Source organism: Mycobacterium sp. NBC_00419, assembly GCF_036023875.1.
Classification (GTDB): Bacteria; Actinomycetota; Actinomycetes; order Mycobacteriales; family Mycobacteriaceae; genus Mycobacterium.
Genome location: NZ_CP107931.1, coordinates 1,492,974 through 1,508,289 on the forward strand (window position 1 = coordinate 1,492,974; position 15,316 = coordinate 1,508,289).

Consider the following 15,316-nt stretch of genomic DNA (forward strand, 5'->3'; position numbering starts at 1 on the left):
TCAGTTGTCCGGCGCGGGGTTCACCGTCAGCACGACCTTGCGGCCGTCGCGCATGACCTCGATCGGGGCGTCCTGGCCGATCTTGAGCTGACGCACCGCGACCACGAATTCGTCGGCGTCGGCCACCGTGCGGTTGCCGACCTTGACCACCACGTCGTTCTCCAGGATGCCGGCCTTCTCGGCGGGTCCGCCCGCCTTGACGTTGGCCACCTGGGCACCCTGGGCGAGGTCGTTGCTGACCGAGCGCGCCGACAGGCCCAGCGTCGGGTGAGCGATCTTGCCGTCCTTGATCAGCGTCTCGACGGTCTCCTTGACCTCGTTGACCGGGATGGCGAAGCCCAGGCCACTTGCGCTGTCCGACAACGACTTTCCGGCAGTGTTGATGCCAATCACTTCGGAGTTCATGTCGATCAGCGGGCCACCGGAGTTGCCGTGGTTGATCGACGCGTCGGTCTGGATGGCGTCGATGACGGTATCGGTGTCGGATCCTTCCCCGGACAGCGGGACCGGCCGGTGCAGGGCGCTGATGATGCCGGACGTGACGGTGCTGCGCAGGCCCAGCGGAGCGCCCGCGGCGATCACTTCGTCGCCGACGTGAACCTTGTCGGAGTCACCGAACTTGGCGACGGTGAGGTTGTCGACGTTGTCGACCTTGAGCACGGCCAGGTCGGTCTTGGGGTCGCGTCCCACGAGGTTGGCCGGCACCACCTTGCCGTCGTTGAACACCACCGTCGTCTTGAACTTGCCTGGGTTCTGGGCGGCGTCGGAGATGACGTGGTTGTTGGTGACGATGTAGCCGCGGCCGTCGACGACGACGCCGGAGCCCTGGGCACCCTCGTCGGCGCTGACCGCCTCGATGGTGACGACGGAGTCGGCGACCGACGCGGCCACCTTCGCGAACCGCCCGACCGGCACCTCACTGTTGGCGTCGGTGGACAGGGTGACCTTGGAGGTGGTGAACGCCTCGACGACCTCGGCCGTCTTACGCCCGACCCAGCCGCCGACCAAACCGATCAGCAGGGCGGTGATGCCCAGGATGGCCAACGCGACATAGGACACCCGGCCGCCGAAAAGGACGTCGCGCACCCCGAGCTTGCCGGTCGGGCCGGAGACCGCGACGGGCATCGGCCTGTCGACGGCGGGTGTGCCCAGCGCCGCGGGCGCGTTGGGATCGCGCCACGGATCGTCGGGCTCCTCGGGACCCTCGGGACCGGCGTTGAGCGCCCCGGCGTCGGCGGGATGGCGCTGCAGCGACTCACCGCCGGGATAGGGACGGGAGAACGCCTCCTGCAGGACCGGGTCCGACGACTTGTTCTTCGGCGTGAAATCCACCTCACCGCGGAACTTGGCGGGACGCAGTTCCTCGGCTACGAACGATCCGTCGACACCCTTGGGGCGGCCGAAGGTGCTGGTGGCCTGCGGATCGACCGGAGGACGCGAGATCGGGCGCGGGGCCAGGCGGGGGCTGCTGCCGGAACTGTCCTGATTGGGGCTCAAGTTCAACCTCTATCCAGGCGCTCAGAAGAGAACGCGTGCTACGGGACCGAGCACCTCGCTGCTCGCTGTCACATCCACCCTACCGGCGCTTACGACGGTCACGAGGCGTGCCGTCAGCTAACTGCTCGGCGAGTCCCGGCGGCGGGGCCGGCTCCTCGGGTGCGGAATGCGGAATCTGCGACAGCAGGCCCAACAAGCTGGTGGGAGTGCTGATCGGGCAGGAGTCCCGCAACGCCTCCCGAGCCTGGCTCTGGCCGTCGACCTCGGCGGCGCACTGCGGGCACAGCGACAGGTGATGCGCCGCGCGCAGATACGACTTCATCCGCAGTTCGCCGTCGACGTAGGCGGCGATCGCCTCGGTCGACAGGTGCTCGGTGGAACCGAATTGGCGCGGGGCGCCGACCGGCGCGTCACTCTGCGACGCGAACTGGGCGGGAAGCCAGGAGAAGGCCCGACGGAACATGTGTCCACGGTCGACCATCACCGGCTCCCTTCCTGAGATCGCGTCGAAGTTTCGCGGCGCTAGGTCGAATGTAGCGCGCGAACCCGTGAATGACATGCCGTGACGACCACTTGAGGCGCTAGTCCCGATGGACCGGCGCCGCGGAAGCGTCAAGCCGATTCGGCGGTGAAGTCGCTGATGCTCCGCTGTCCGGAGTGGGTGGCCAGGTAATCCCGCAGCGCTTGGCGTCCGCGGTGGATGCGGCTGCGCACGGTACCGAGCTTCACTCCGAGCGTGGCGCCGATCTCCTCGTAGGACAGACCTTCGATATCGCACAAGACCACGGCGGCACGGAACTCCGGCGGCAGCGAGTCGAGCGCATTCTGCAGGTCGGGACCCAGCCGCGAGTCGTGGTAGATCTCCTCGGGGTTGGGCTCGTCGGCCGGCACCCGGTCGTAGTCCTCGGGCAGCGCCTCCATCCGGATGCGGCCACGGCGACGGACCATGTCCAGGAACAGGTTGGTGGTGATGCGGTGCAGCCAGCCCTCGAAGGTGCCCGGCTGATAGTTCTGAACCGAGCGGAACACCCGGATGAAGGTCTCCTGCGTCAGGTCCTCGGCGTCCTGCTGGTTGCCCGACAGGCGGTAGGCCAGGCGGTAGACCCGATCGGCGTGCTGACGCACCAACTCGTCCCAGGACGGCATGGCCGCCCGATCGCCCGTTGCGTCGAACACCGCGGTGCCCTGCAAGTCCTCGGACGGTTCGACCCACTCAGCATCAGCGAGCTGCTCCAAATGGGCCATGCTCGTCGGGGCCGTCAATGTGGTGGTCGTGGGATCCTCCTGGTAGATCTGCGACAACGGCTGACTGCCATCACACGCATCACGCTGCACAACACGAGCGCCCTCGGGCGTATTCCCCGTCCAGCGTTCCCGGTGTTCCATGCCCGCTACCGTTCCCCATCGCGGTGTGGGGAGGATGTGAGCAAACTGAGCTAGCTCTGAGAAATACTTTCGTTACCTTTTGTGCGCTGGGCCGATGCTTGGGCCTGCGAGGTTCCTGTGCGCTCACCAGCATCGGCGTGTCGGAGATCGCATCAGCGCCGGTCCCCGGGCCGGGCGCGCCTGCCCACGCGGGGCTCGAGTTGGCTCTACGCTGCTGAGAATGGCCACCACCGACGACAATTCAGGCCAGCGGGAGCCGAGCAAGGCCGATCGGATTCTCGCGCATGCCGAGGGATCGATCTCCGAGGACGTCATCGTCGCCGCTGCCCGGGAACGCGCCGTCGACGCCGGCGCGGGTGCGGTGACACCGGCCGTGGGCGCCCTCCTCAGCGTGCTGGCACGGTTGTCGGGCGGCAAAGCCGTCGTGGAGGTGGGCACCGGCGCCGGGGTCAGCGGGCTCTGGCTGCTCTCGGGCATGCGCGAGGACGGCGTGCTCACGACGATCGACATCGAACCCGAGCATCAGCGCATCGCCAAGCAGGCGTTCTCCGAGGGCGGTATCGGCCCGTCGCGCACCCGGTTGATCGCCGGGCGCGCCCAGGACGTGCTGACCAGGCTGGCCGACGGGTCCTACGACCTGGTGTTCATCGACGCCGCCCCGAGCGACCAGGCTGATTTCGTGGTCGAGGGCATCCGGCTGCTGCGCTCCGGCGGCGTGATCGTCCTGCATCGCGCCGCACTGGGCGGCCGGGCCGGTGACCCGGCGGCCAATGACGCCGAAGTGGCCGCGGTACGCGAGGCGGCCCGGCTGATCGCCGAGGACGAGCGGCTCACCCCCGTGCTGGTGCCGTTGGGCGACGGCATTCTCATCGCCGCGCGCGACTGACATTTCCCTTTGCGCCGAGCGTGCATCTGGTGCACGCATCCGCGGCGTGTCACCGTGCCGACACGCACGCTCGCGGCTACCCCCTTGACCGCTGATTGAACAAGTGTTTAGCATACTAAACATGCGTTCAGCGGACCTGACGACGGTGGCCCGGATCCGCGATGCCGCCATCGAGTTGTTCGGCTCGCGCGGGTTCGACGTCGGCGTGCGCGCGATCGCCGAAGCCGCCGGGGTGAGTCCCGGCCTGGTGATCCACCATTTCGGGTCCAAAGACGGGCTGCGCAAGGTCTGTGACGACTACATCGCCGAGGAGATCCGCAGCGACAAGTCACAGGCCATCCAGAGCACCGATGCGGCCAGCTGGCTGGCGCAGGTCGCCGAGATCGAGTCGTATGCGCCGCTGATGGCCTACCTGGTGCGCAGTATGCAGACCGGCGGGGAACTGGCCCGCCACCTGTGGCAGACCATGATCGCCAACGTCGAGAGCTATCTGGAAGACGGGGTCCGGGCCGGGACCATCCGGCCCAGCCGCGACCCCGCCGGGCGCGCCAAATACCTGGCGATGGCCGGCGGCGGGGCGTTCCTGCTGTACCTGCAACTGCACGGCAACCCGGCCGATCTGCGCGCCGTCCTGCGGGACTACAGCAACGACATGATGATGCCCGCCCTGGAGGTATTCACCGAGGGCCTGCTCACCGACTCCACGATGTTGGAAGCCTTTGCCGCACAGGAAGATCTAGTTCCACCCAGCTCAGGAGACAGCCATGGGGACAGCTCGCACTGACACCGCGGCCGTGGAGATCCACGGTCTGGTCAAGACTTTCGGTCGCACCCGGGCACTCGACGGCCTGGACCTGGTGGTCCGGGCCGGCTCGGTCGCCGGATTCCTCGGCCCCAACGGCGCAGGCAAGTCGACGACGATCAGGGTGCTGCTGGGCATGTTGCGCGCCGAGGGCGGCAGCGTGCACCTGCTGGGCCGCGACCCGTGGCGCGACGCTGTCGAACTACACCGGCGGGTCGCCTACGTGCCCGGCGACGTGACCCTGTGGCCCAACCTGACCGGGGCCCAGGCCATCGACTTCCTCTGCGGGCTGCGCGGCGGTGCCGACCCGCGCCGTCGCGACCAGCTGATCGGACGCTTCGAACTCGACCCGCACAAGAAGTCCCGCACCTACTCCAAGGGCAACCGCCAGAAGGTCGCCCTGGTGGCGGCATTCGCCACCGACGCCGACATCTACATCCTCGACGAGCCGACCTCCGGCCTGGACCCGTTGATGGAGCAGGCTTTTGCACACTGCGTCGAGGAGGTCGCCGGGCGCGGCGCCGCAGTCCTGCTGTCCAGTCACATCCTGGCCGAGGTGGAAAAGCTGTGTGACACGGTGACGATCATCCGCGCGGGCCGCACCGTGCAGTCCGGCTCGCTGGCCCAGCTGCGTCACCTGATGCGCACCACCGTGACGGCCCGGACCCGCGGGAACGCCGTGGCGGTACGCGGCTGGCCGGGGGTGCACGGCGCGGAGTTCCGTGACGGGCAGGTGCGGTTCTCGGTCGACCGTGAGCAGTTGGACCCGACGATGGCGGGGCTGACCCGGCTGGGCATCGTCGACCTGACCGTGGCACCCGCCTCCCTGGAAGACCTGTTCCTGCGCGAATATCAAGGCGCGCAACGATGAACGCGCTCACGACCGCCGGCCGCCACCACGCCGCACCGGAATCATCGCTGTCCGGGGTGCGGGCGCTGATCGGCTTCGCCCTGCGCCGCGACCGGGTGCGGCTATCGGTGTGGATCGCGGCGCTGACCCTGTTGATGGTGTACGCGCCCAACGGCATCAAGCTGGCCTACCCCGAAGAGGCCCAACGGCAGGCCCGCGTCAACCTGCTCAAGACCCCGGCCGGAATCATGCTGGGCGGACCCATGTTCGACGGCAACCAGACCGACCTGGGCGTCATGATGGCCAACGAGCTGATGCTGACGCTCATCGTGGCGGCGTCGATCCTGGCCATCCTCACCGTCATCCGGCATACCCGCGCCGAGGAGGACAGCGGTGCCGCCGAGCTGATCGTGTCCTCGGTCGTCGGCCGCCACGCCCGCACCGCCGCAGCGCTGATCCTGGTCGGCGCGGTGAACCTGACACTGGCCGCCACGATGACAGCGGCAATGGCAGCAACGGGGTTCGCCGTCGTCGACACCGCCGCGATGTGCCTCGGTGTCACCGCGGTCGCGATGGTCTTCGGAGCGGCGGCCGCGCTGACCGCCCAGCTGTGGCGCCAGGCCCGCACCGCCACTGCGGCGGCCATGGCGGCGTTGGGCACCGCGGTGCTGGTGCGCGGCGCCGGCGACGTGATCGACAACTCGGGCAGCGCACTGAGCTGGTGTTCCCCCATCGCGTGGGCGCAGCAGATGCGCCCATTCGTGGCCCTGCGGTGGTGGCCGCTGGGCCTCCTGGTGCTGCTGATCGCCGGATTGATCTGTGCCGCCCTGGTATTCGAGGGCCGTCGGCAGTACGACGACGGTGTGCTGGCATCGGTGAGCGAGCATCCCGGTGCCCGGCCGGTCGGCGGAGTGTTCGGCCTGCAGCTGCTGACCCACCGCGGGTTGACGATCGGCTGGTCGGTCGGCCTGCTGGTGGCCGGCGCGGTATTCGGTTCGATGACCAAGTCGTTGCTCGAGGCCGCGCGGGGCAACGAGTTGATCGCCCGGGTGCTCTCCGCGGAGGGCACCGACGGCGTGTATACGACGATGACCCAATTCCTGGCCGCGGCGACGACGGCATACGTGGTGGCGGTGATCGCCGGGCTCAGCCGCGACGAGCAGTCGGGGCTGGGCGAAGCGGTACTGGCCGGTGCGGTGTCGCGCTGGGCGTGGCTGTTGTCGGCGGTGGGCGCGGCTCTCACCGGTGCGGCAGTGCTGCTCGCGTGCGCAGGTCTGGGCAACGGGCTCGGTGCCGACCTCACCCTGGGCGAGCCGCAGACAATCCTGCGGCTGACCCTGGCGGCGCTGGCGTTCCTGCCTGCGATGGCGGTGGTGGCGTCGATCGCTGCACTCGGGGTGGCGCTGCGCCGCCCCGGTCTCGGGTGGATCGCGGTCACCTTCGTGGTGGCGGCCCTGTATCTGGGTGCCCTGCTGCGGCTGCCGCACTGGCTGATCGAGGCCTCCCCGGTGGGGCGGACCACCGCACCGTCCTCGGTTTCCGTTGTGACACTGGGGGTTATGAGCGCGATCGCCGTCGGGATCACGCTGACCGCGGGGTGGCTCTACCGCCGCCGCGACGCGGCATAGGGGGTTGACCATGCCGAATGCACTGCGCGTGACACTGTCGTCGGTGGCCAGCCTGGCCGGGTTCATGGTGTTGCTCTTCGCACCCGCGGGCACGCTGGACTACTGGCAGGGCTGGCTGTTCCTGGGCGTGTTCGCGGTGGTCTCACTGGTTCCGACGCTGTATCTGGGGCGGGTCGATCCGGCCACCGTCGACCGCCGCATGCATGGCGGACCCACAGCCGAGACCCGGACGGTGCAGAAGATCGTGGTGGTGGGGATCATCGTGTGTTTCACCGGAATTCTCGTGCTGTCCAGCACCGACCACCGGTTCGGCTGGTCGAGTGTGCCCGCTGCCCTCTCGGTGCTCGGCGCTGCGATGGTGGCCGTCGGGCTGGGTGGGGCCATGCTGGTCGTCGTCCAAAACCGTTATGCCGCAGCCACGATCACCGTCGAGGACGGCCAGCCACTCGTCACCTCTGGGCTCTACGGCATCGTGCGGCACCCGATGTACTCGGCCAGCGTGGTGATGATGATCGGCATGCCGCTGGCCCTGGGCTCCTACTGGGCGCTGCTGATCGTGCCTGTGGTCCTGGCGCTGTTGGTGATCCGCATCCTCGACGAGGAGACCATGCTGCGTGAGGAGCTGGCCGGCTATGGCGACTACATGGCCAGGGTCCGTTACCGATTGATCCCGCTGGCCTGGTGAGCCGTCTAGGGTGAACCTCGTGACCGGGCAGGCATACACTCCGTGGCGGCGGCCAGGCAGGCTGAGGTACGCGGCCACGCGACTGCACCGCGCGATACGCCCACCGGTCACCGTCACCGACCCTCCCCCCGACATCGTCGTCGAGCGCGACGTCGCCGTGCCGACCCGCGACGGAACCGTGCTGCGCGCCAACGTGTTCCGTCCACCAGGCGACAAACGCCGGCCGGTGTTGCTGTGTGCCCACCCGTACGGCAAGGACAACCTCCCCCACCGCCGGCGCGGGAGGTGGACGTTCTCGCCGCAGTTTCGCGCGCTGCGCCAACCGGGTCCGGTGACCTTCTCGGCGTACACCTCATGGGAAGCACCGGATCCCGCGTGGTGGGTGGCGCAGGGATTCGCGGTGGTCAACGCCGACCTGCGCGGCTGCGGTACCTCCGCAGGCACCGGCACGCTACTGAGCCGGCAGGAGGCCGAGGACACCTACGACATCGTGCAGTGGGCCGCTGGACAATCCTGGAGCGACGGCAAGGTGACGATGTCGGGGGTGTCGTACCTGGCCATCACCCAATACGCCGTGGCCGCGCTGCGCCCGCCCGCACTCAAGGCCATCATCCCGTGGGAGGGATTCACCGACGCCTACCGCGATCTCGCGTTCCCGGGCGGCGTGCGGGAGAAGGGATTCATCCGGATGTGGGCGGCCGGGATCAAGCGCACCACCCGGCAGAGCTACGACATCATCGCGATGGGCGACCAACATCCGCTGCGCGACGAATTCTGGCAGTCCCTGGTGCCTGACCTGTCGGCCATCACCGTGCCGATGCTGGTGTGCGGCAGCTTCTCCGACCACAACCTGCACAGCCGCGGCTCGATCCGCGCCTTCCAACAGACCAGTTCGCGGGTCGCGCATCTCTACACCCACCGCGGCGGCAAGTGGACCACCTACTACTCGGCAACCGCCCGGGCAGCGCAGCTGGCGTTCCTACGTTCCGCACTCGACGGCACCGGATCCGAAAGACCCTCGCGCACAGTGCGATTAGAAGTCCGCGAGGACCGCGACACCGTCGCCTCGGTTCGCGAGGAACTCAGTTGGCCGCTGGCGCGCACGGACTGGCGCCGCCTGCACCTCGCCGGGCCGGGCGCACTGAGCGTCGAAGCGCCCACAGGGCCGGGCAGCGTCGAGTTCACCGTCCGGTCAGGGGCGGCGAGTTTCACCTGGACCGCACCGCAGGACACCGAGATCAGCGGGCCGATGGCGGCGCGGCTGTGGGTGGAGGTCCGCGATGCGCCCGACGCCGACCTGTTCGTCGGCGTCGAAAAGCTGCGAGACGGCCGCGTCGTCGACTTCGAAGGTTCCTACGGGTACGGCCGCGACCGGGTCGCGACCGGCTGGCAGCGGGTGTCGCTGCGGGCGCTGGACCCCCAGCAGTCCCGCCCGTGGCAGCCGGTGCCGGCCTGCACCGAACCGCGGCCCGTCGCGCCCGGCGAGGTCGTCGCCGTCGAGATCGCCCTGGCGGATTCGGCCACCCTGTTTCGGGCCGGCGAGCAGCTGCGGCTGGTGGTGGCCGGTCGCTGGCTGGCACCGCGTAACCCGTTGACCGGACAGTTCCCCGCGAACTACCCCACGTCCAAGCATGGACGCGTCATTCTGCACTGGGGACCGTCCCACGACGCGCACCTGTTGGTGCCGGCCATCCCGGGCTGAGGGGCGGCGCGAATGTCCTTGGATCGCTATTGAATCGGTGAACACGGCGCCGCGTCGAGCAGCACCGCGTCGACCACGACGATGTCGTCGACGTTGAAGCCGGCCATATCGGCGGCGAACTCCGGACTCGCCATGAATTCGTGCGTGATGCGTTCGGGGTCAGCGCCGGACGGGTATCTGACCAATGCGACGAGACGGTGCACCTCGCCGGATCGTTGCGTCCAGACGCCGATGGTTTCCACGCCGAAGGCCGCCAACGACGTCACGTGGCGCGGCCAGTGCACTGTCGCATACTGCTGCACAGCGTCCGGCGACCGCAGTGTGTAGGTCCTGAGTTCGAACATTCGAAAGACCGTTCCTCTGGCGAATACGTGCCACCAACGCTAACCCTGCGCCACAGTTGGTCGAAGACACGTCATCCTGTACGTGTGACCGTTCCGCGACTCGCACCTGCTGGTGCCCGTCATCCCGGCCTGAGGAGGCCCGCGTGGAGCTGATGACCGGATTCGGGCTGGCCAGTGCCGCCGGCCTGAACGCCTACATCCCGCTGCTGGCGATGGGCCTGCTGGGCCGGTTCACCAACCTGGTCAACCTGCCGCACGGCTGGGCCTGGCTGGAGAACGGCTGGGTCATCGGCATCGTCGCGGTGCTGCTGCTGATCGAGATCGTCGCCGACAAGATTCCGGCACTGGACTCGGTCAACGACGCCGTGCAGACCTTCGTGCGGCCCACCGCGGGCGGCATCGTGTTCGGTTCGGGCACCGCGTCGCAGACCGCGGCCGTCACCGACCCGGGCGAGTTCGCCCGCACCGGGCAGTGGGTGCCGATCGCCATCGGTGTCGTCACCGCCTTGGTGGTGCACCTGACCAAGACCGCGGTACGTCCGGCCGCCAACGTCGCCACCGCCGGGGTGGCCGCGCCGGTGCTGAGCACCATCGAGGACGTCACCAGCGTCGGGTTGGTGTTCATCGCGATCCTGCTGCCGGCGCTCGTACTCGTGGTGCTCGTCGCTCTCGCGTGGGGTGCGTTCTCGCTGCTGCGAAAACGGCGGCGCAAGAAGCGCGCCCGCGCCGCGACCGAACCCTGAGCCCGCCCTGCGGTCACAGCCCGAGGTGGATCTGCACCCCGCGCGCCCGAAGCTGCCCGAAGCTGTAACTGAACTCCCCGCGGTGGCCGACCGAGATGACGTAGCGGTCCTGGCCTTCGGTGATGGTGAAGTTGAACGAGAAGGTGCAGGTGGCGGTATCGCCCTTGCCCGGGCCGAGTGCCGTGGTGGCCAGGATCTCGCCCTTGCCGTTCTTCACCGTCACCGCGGTGCTGGCGCCGACATCGGCGTAGCCGCCCGCCCCGGTACACGCACCTCCGTCAGTGCTGATCGCCTGTGTGCCCATGCTGTCGGTGAGCACGAAAACCCCTGGCACCGTGGCGGATTCCAGAACGCGGAAGCCCGTGTTGAATTGGGGGCAGAATGCGTCGACGGCGAGCTTGTCGGCCGGTAGCCCCTGCTGCGGGCCACCATCGTCGAGCGCACGACAGACCGCGTGCCCGTGGGCGACGGCGTTGGCATCGGAGTTGAACTCCTTGCTCAGATCCGCGCTCTTGAGTGCCTCGAGATAACCGACTTCCGGTGGCGGCGGCGAGGTGTGACGACCCGTCCACAGCACCCACTCGACCGCTGCGACCATGACGAGGATCGCGGTGGTCGCTCCGGTCGCCAGCCATGTCGAGCGCACACTGGATCGCGCGGCCGGCAGTTCGACGTAGTCGGGCAGCATCGCGCCGCCGGCCGAGTCCGTCGACTGGGCTCTGCCGTCACGCACCCGGTTGGTCGGCCGGTCGGTGACGTAGTAGCGGCCCTCATGTCGCGCGGTCGGATCCGGCCGCCAGCCGGTCGGCGGCGGGGGCGCTTGCACACCGCCGCAGCGCGCACACGTGCCGCTGACATCCAGCGACGACTGGCAGTACGGACAGGTCGACGGCCCGCCCTCGGCGGGGCGGCGACGGAGCCAGCGGATCATCGAGTACTGCGCTGCCGCAACCGGCTAGATCCAGACGCCCTTGCCGACGGCGACCACCCCGCCGGAGCTGACGGCATACCGCTCACGGTCCTTCTCCAGGTCGACACCGACCATCTCGCCGGGGCCGACGACGACGTTCTTGTCCAGGATCGCCTTGCGGACCACCGCACCACGGCCCACCCGGACGCCCGGCATCAGCACCGAGCCTTCGACGATCGCGCCGTCGTCGATCACGACATTGCTCGAGAGCACCGAGTTGCGTACCGAGGCTGCCGAGATGATGCTGCCCGCCCCGACGACCGACTCCTGCGCGGAGCCGCCGTTGACGAACTTGGCCGGCGCCAGGTTGTCCGACTCACCCCGGATCGGCCAGCGCTTGTTGTACAGGTTGAACACCGGATGCACCGACACCAGATCCATGTGAGCGTCATAGAACGCGTCCAGCGTTCCGACGTCGCGCCAGTAGCCGTGGTCGCGTTCGGTGGCGCCGGGCACCTCGTTGTTGTTGAAGTCGTAGACCGCGGCCATCCCGTCGGACACCAGGCGCGGGATGATGTCGCCGCCCATGTCGTGGTCGGAGTGGTCGTCGTCGGCGTCGGCGCGGATGGCGTCGATGAGCACCTTCGTGGTGAAGATGTAGTTGCCCATCGAGACGAACGTCTGCTCCGGGTCGTCGGGCGTGCCCGGCGGGTCAGCCGGTTTCTCGATGAAGTCCTTGATGCGCCCCGACTCGTCGGCGTCGATGCAGCCGAACGCGTGCGCCTCGGCCCTGGGCACCCGAATGCCGGCAACCGTTGCCCCGGCACCGCTCTCGATGTGGAACTTCAGCATCTGCTCGGGATCCATCCGGTACACGTGGTCGGCACCGAAAACCACGATGTAGTCGGGATCCTCGTCGTAGATGAGGTTCATCGACTGGTAGATCGCGTCGGCGGAGCCGGTGTACCAGCGCGGGCCGAGGCGCTGCTGCGCGGGCACCGGGGTGATGTACTCGCCGGCCAGACCCGACAGCCGCCAGTTCTGCGAGATGTGACGGTCCAGCGAATGCGACTTGTACTGCGTGAGCACACAGATACGCAGGTACCGGGCGTTGACCAGATTCGACAGCACAAAGTCGATCAGGCGGTAGGCGCCGCCGAAGGGAACCGCAGGCTTGGCCCTGTCAGCGGTCAGCGGGTATAGACGCTTGCCCTCTCCGCCGGCCAGGACGATGCCCAGGACATGTGGCAATTCCCTCATGATGCAAACCTAATGGCAGCCGCCGTAGACGGCTAGGCCATTGACACTATTGCGCGCGGGTGTCGCGCTCTGAGAGAGACTTCCGCTCAGCCTCAACCACGTTGACCACAAAGCTGCAATCACGCGCCGGGCCTACTACGGTCGGTTCCATGCGGGTGGCGATGATGACTCGGGAGTACCCACCCGAGGTCTACGGTGGCGCCGGAGTACACGTGACAGAGCTCGTCGCACAGCTGCGGCGGCTCTGCGAGGTCGACGTGCATTGCATGGGAGCGCCTCGCGCAGGGGTTTTCGTGCACCAGCCCGATCCCGCACTCAGGGGCGCCAACCCCGCGCTGTCGACGCTGTCGGCGGATCTGGTGATGGCCAACGCCGCGGCGGAGGCGACGGTGGCCCATTCGCACACCTGGTACACCGGCATGGCCGGGCACATCGCCTCGCTGCTGTACGGGATTCCGCATGTGCTGACCGCACATTCGCTGGAACCACTGCGGCCGTGGAAGGCCGAACAGCTCGGCGGCGGCTACCGGGTTTCACTCTGGGTGGAGCGAACCGCCGTCGAGGCCGCCGACGCCGTGATCGCGGTGAGTTCGGGAATGCGCGAGGACGTGCTGTCGGTGTATCCGGGGCTGGATCCTGCCCGGGTGCACGTGGTCAAGAACGGCATCGACGCAGACGTCTGGTACCCGGCAGCGCCCGAAGGCAGCGACTCGGTGCTCGCCGAACTCGGCGTCGACCCGTCGCGACCCATGGTGGCGTTCGTCGGCCGGATCACCCGCCAGAAGGGTGTGCCGCATCTGATCGCCGCCGCGCACCGCTTCGACCCCGAGATTCAGCTGGTGCTGTGCGCCGGCGCCCCGGACACCCCGGAGATCGCCGCGGAGGTCAGCGGCGCGGTGCAGGAGCTGGCGGCACAGCGCAGCGGCGTGTTCTGGGTGCAGGAGTTCCTGCCGACCCCCAAGATCCGCGAAATACTCTCGGCGGCGACAGCTTTCGTGTGTCCGTCGGTGTATGAACCGCTCGGGATCGTCAACCTCGAGGCGATGGCGTGCGGCACGGCGGTGGTGGCCTCGGATGTCGGCGGCATTCCGGAGGTTGTCGACGACGGCGTGACGGGCACGCTGGTGCACTACGACGCAGCCGATCCGGCCGGCTTCGAGGTCCGCCTCGCCGAGGCGGTCAACACATTGGTCGGCGATCCGCAGCGGGCGAAGCGCTACGGCCAGGTGGGCAGGCAGCGCTGCATCGACGAGTTCTCCTGGGCCCATATCGCCGAGCAGACGCTGGAGATCTACCGCACGGTCTCGGCGTAGGCAGCACAAAACCCCGCGACATCACGCGGGGTTTCGTGGACTGATCAGTTAGCTGGTGACGCCTTTGAGTTCGTCACCGAGCGCGGCGGCTTCGGCCGGCGTCAGCTCGACGACGAGCCGACCACCACCCTCCAGTGGTACCCGCATCACGATGCCGCGCCCCTCCTTGGTTGCCTCCAGCGGACCGTCACCGGTCCGGGGCTTCATCGCCGCCATCGAGTACTCCCTCCAGATTCGAGCCGGCCCGCGAACGCGGACCCGGATCGGTGCCAGACCGCATGGCTGGTGCGTCCCGGCACTGAACTGCCTGTTTTCAGGTTCCATTGTTCCTTATTCGGGCGCATGCGTGTGGAAGACCCGTGCCAGCAAGTGGGATCACCGCCGATTCGGGGCACCGGACGGGGGCACCCAGCACGACTGGACGTGGTCGTCGACCATGCCTGTGGCCTGCATCAACGCGTACGCGGTGGTCGGTCCGACGAACCGGAAACCGCGCTTCTTGAGGTCTTTGGCCATGGCCTGGGACTCCGGGCTCAGCGACGGCACGTCGGCCAGCGTCGTGGGCCGGGGTCGCGCCGGCGGGGCGTAGGACCACAGCAGATCAGACAGGTCGACGTCGAGGTCGGCGGCGACCCGGGCGTTGGCGATGGTGGCCTCGATCTTGGCGCGGTTGCGCACGATGCCGGTGTCGGCCATCAGCCGGGTGACGTCGCGGTCGGTGTAGCGGGCCACGGTCTCGATGTCGAAGCCGTCGAAGGCTGCGCGGAAGGTGTCCCGCTTGCGCAGGATGATCAGCCACGACAACCCGCTCTGGAAGGCCTCCAGGCTCATCCGTTCGAACAGCGCGACCCCGCCGCGCAGCTGCCGTCCCCACTCCTGGTCGTGATAGTCGCGGTAGAGCTGGGTTTGCCCGCCCACCCAGCCGCAGCGGACGAGTCCGTCGTCGTCCGGCTCGCTCACACCGATTCCCCGTCGACGGCGCCGTGGTGGGTCACCGCGGGCTCGTCGAGGCCTGCGACGGCGCGCACGGTGGCCAACTCGGCGCGCAGCTGGTCGAGTTCGGCACCGAGCCGGTCCAGCACCCAGTCCACCTCGCTGGTCTTGTAGCCGCGCAGCACCTGGGTGAACTTGACCGCCTCGACGTCGGCGGCGGTGACCCCGGAGGCCGGCAGCACGGTCGCGGTGGTGGCTCGCGGCAGCGGCGGCAGCTCCTCGCCGCGTCCGAACACCAGGCTGGCCACCCCGAACAGGACGGTGCCGATCAGGATCAGCACCACCAGGTACAGCAGGATCAATGTCACGACACCGAT

The 15,316-nt window shown here is 68.5% G+C and carries 17 protein-coding genes; 8 read left to right on the top strand and 9 right to left on the bottom strand.

Annotation, left to right across the window (positions count from 1 at the left end; translation table 11 throughout):
- The 3 genes from htrA to sigE form a co-directional block, all read right to left on the bottom strand.
- A complete protein-coding gene (gene htrA, locus OG976_RS06770; protein ID WP_328359621.1) occupies positions 1-1,497 on the bottom strand; it encodes a serine protease HtrA in 1,497 nt (498 codons plus the stop codon).
- A gap of 79 nt (positions 1,498-1,576) precedes the next feature.
- Positions 1,577-1,978 (bottom strand): anti-sigma E factor RseA, encoded by a 402-nt coding sequence (rseA, locus tag OG976_RS06775; protein ID WP_328359624.1) that lies wholly within the window; start codon positions 1,976-1,978, stop codon positions 1,577-1,579.
- Positions 1,979-2,109: 131 nt separating this feature from the next.
- Positions 2,110-2,883, bottom strand: coding sequence for an RNA polymerase sigma factor SigE (gene sigE, locus OG976_RS06780; protein WP_328359627.1), 774 nt, complete (start codon positions 2,881-2,883; stop codon positions 2,110-2,112).
- A gap of 220 nt (positions 2,884-3,103) precedes the next feature.
- Here sigE and OG976_RS06785 point away from each other — a divergent pair, with 220 nt between their 5' ends.
- The 6 genes from OG976_RS06785 (at position 3,104) to OG976_RS06810 (ending at position 9,436) form a co-directional block, all read left to right on the top strand.
- On the top strand, positions 3,104-3,769 hold the full coding sequence (locus tag OG976_RS06785; RefSeq protein WP_328359630.1) for an O-methyltransferase: 666 nt from the start codon (positions 3,104-3,106) through the stop codon (positions 3,767-3,769).
- 121 nt (positions 3,770-3,890) lie between these two features.
- Positions 3,891-4,553: a TetR/AcrR family transcriptional regulator gene (locus OG976_RS06790; protein ID WP_328359633.1), complete on the top strand. Its 663-nt coding sequence runs from the start codon at positions 3,891-3,893 to the stop codon at positions 4,551-4,553.
- Positions 4,534-5,442 (top strand): ABC transporter ATP-binding protein, encoded by a 909-nt coding sequence (locus OG976_RS06795; protein WP_328359636.1) that lies wholly within the window; start codon positions 4,534-4,536, stop codon positions 5,440-5,442. The genes OG976_RS06790 and OG976_RS06795 overlap by 20 nt, the downstream gene beginning before the upstream one ends.
- Entirely contained in the window at positions 5,439-7,049 is a 1,611-nt protein-coding gene (locus tag OG976_RS06800) for an ABC transporter permease (protein ID WP_328359639.1), read from the top strand. The genes OG976_RS06795 and OG976_RS06800 overlap by 4 nt, the downstream gene beginning before the upstream one ends.
- A 10-nt stretch (positions 7,050-7,059) precedes the next feature.
- Positions 7,060-7,734: a methyltransferase family protein gene (locus OG976_RS06805; RefSeq protein WP_328359642.1), complete on the top strand. Its 675-nt coding sequence runs from the start codon at positions 7,060-7,062 to the stop codon at positions 7,732-7,734.
- 19 nt (positions 7,735-7,753) lie between these two features.
- Complete coding sequence (locus OG976_RS06810) at positions 7,754-9,436, top strand: CocE/NonD family hydrolase (protein WP_328359645.1); 1,683 nt, start codon at positions 7,754-7,756, stop codon at positions 9,434-9,436.
- A gap of 26 nt (positions 9,437-9,462) precedes the next feature.
- Here the strand turns inward: OG976_RS06810 and OG976_RS06815 are convergent, their stop codons facing one another.
- Entirely contained in the window at positions 9,463-9,780 is a 318-nt protein-coding gene (locus OG976_RS06815) for an NIPSNAP family protein (RefSeq protein WP_328359648.1), read from the bottom strand.
- 143 nt (positions 9,781-9,923) lie between these two features.
- Between OG976_RS06815 and OG976_RS06820 the strand changes: the two genes are divergently transcribed.
- Positions 9,924-10,523, top strand: coding sequence for a DUF4126 domain-containing protein (locus tag OG976_RS06820; protein WP_328359651.1), 600 nt, complete (start codon positions 9,924-9,926; stop codon positions 10,521-10,523).
- Between the two features lie 13 nt (positions 10,524-10,536).
- Here OG976_RS06820 and OG976_RS06825 read toward each other — a convergent pair whose 3' ends face one another.
- Together OG976_RS06825 and glgC are read right to left on the bottom strand one after the other, a co-directional pair.
- Positions 10,537-11,454: a DUF732 domain-containing protein gene (locus OG976_RS06825; RefSeq protein WP_328359654.1), complete on the bottom strand. Its 918-nt coding sequence runs from the start codon at positions 11,452-11,454 to the stop codon at positions 10,537-10,539.
- Positions 11,455-11,478: 24 nt separating this feature from the next.
- Positions 11,479-12,693, bottom strand: coding sequence for a glucose-1-phosphate adenylyltransferase (gene glgC / locus OG976_RS06830; RefSeq protein ID WP_328359657.1), 1,215 nt, complete (start codon positions 12,691-12,693; stop codon positions 11,479-11,481).
- A gap of 149 nt (positions 12,694-12,842) precedes the next feature.
- On the opposite strand from glgC, the gene glgA reads away from it, so the two are divergent.
- Complete coding sequence (glgA, locus tag OG976_RS06835; protein ID WP_328359660.1) at positions 12,843-14,006, top strand: glycogen synthase; 1,164 nt, start codon at positions 12,843-12,845, stop codon at positions 14,004-14,006.
- 48 nt (positions 14,007-14,054) lie between these two features.
- Here the strand turns inward: glgA and OG976_RS06840 are convergent, their stop codons facing one another.
- From OG976_RS06840 to OG976_RS06850, 3 genes are all read right to left on the bottom strand, one after another.
- A complete protein-coding gene (locus OG976_RS06840) occupies positions 14,055-14,222 on the bottom strand; it encodes a DUF3117 domain-containing protein (protein WP_019510482.1) in 168 nt (55 codons plus the stop codon).
- 159 nt (positions 14,223-14,381) lie between these two features.
- Positions 14,382-14,966: a DNA-3-methyladenine glycosylase I gene (locus tag OG976_RS06845; protein WP_328359663.1), complete on the bottom strand. Its 585-nt coding sequence runs from the start codon at positions 14,964-14,966 to the stop codon at positions 14,382-14,384.
- Positions 14,963-15,307, bottom strand: coding sequence for a DivIVA domain-containing protein (locus tag OG976_RS06850; RefSeq protein WP_328359666.1), 345 nt, complete (start codon positions 15,305-15,307; stop codon positions 14,963-14,965). Before OG976_RS06850 ends, OG976_RS06845 begins: the two co-directional genes overlap by 4 nt.
- Positions 15,308-15,316 lie beyond the last annotated feature (9 nt).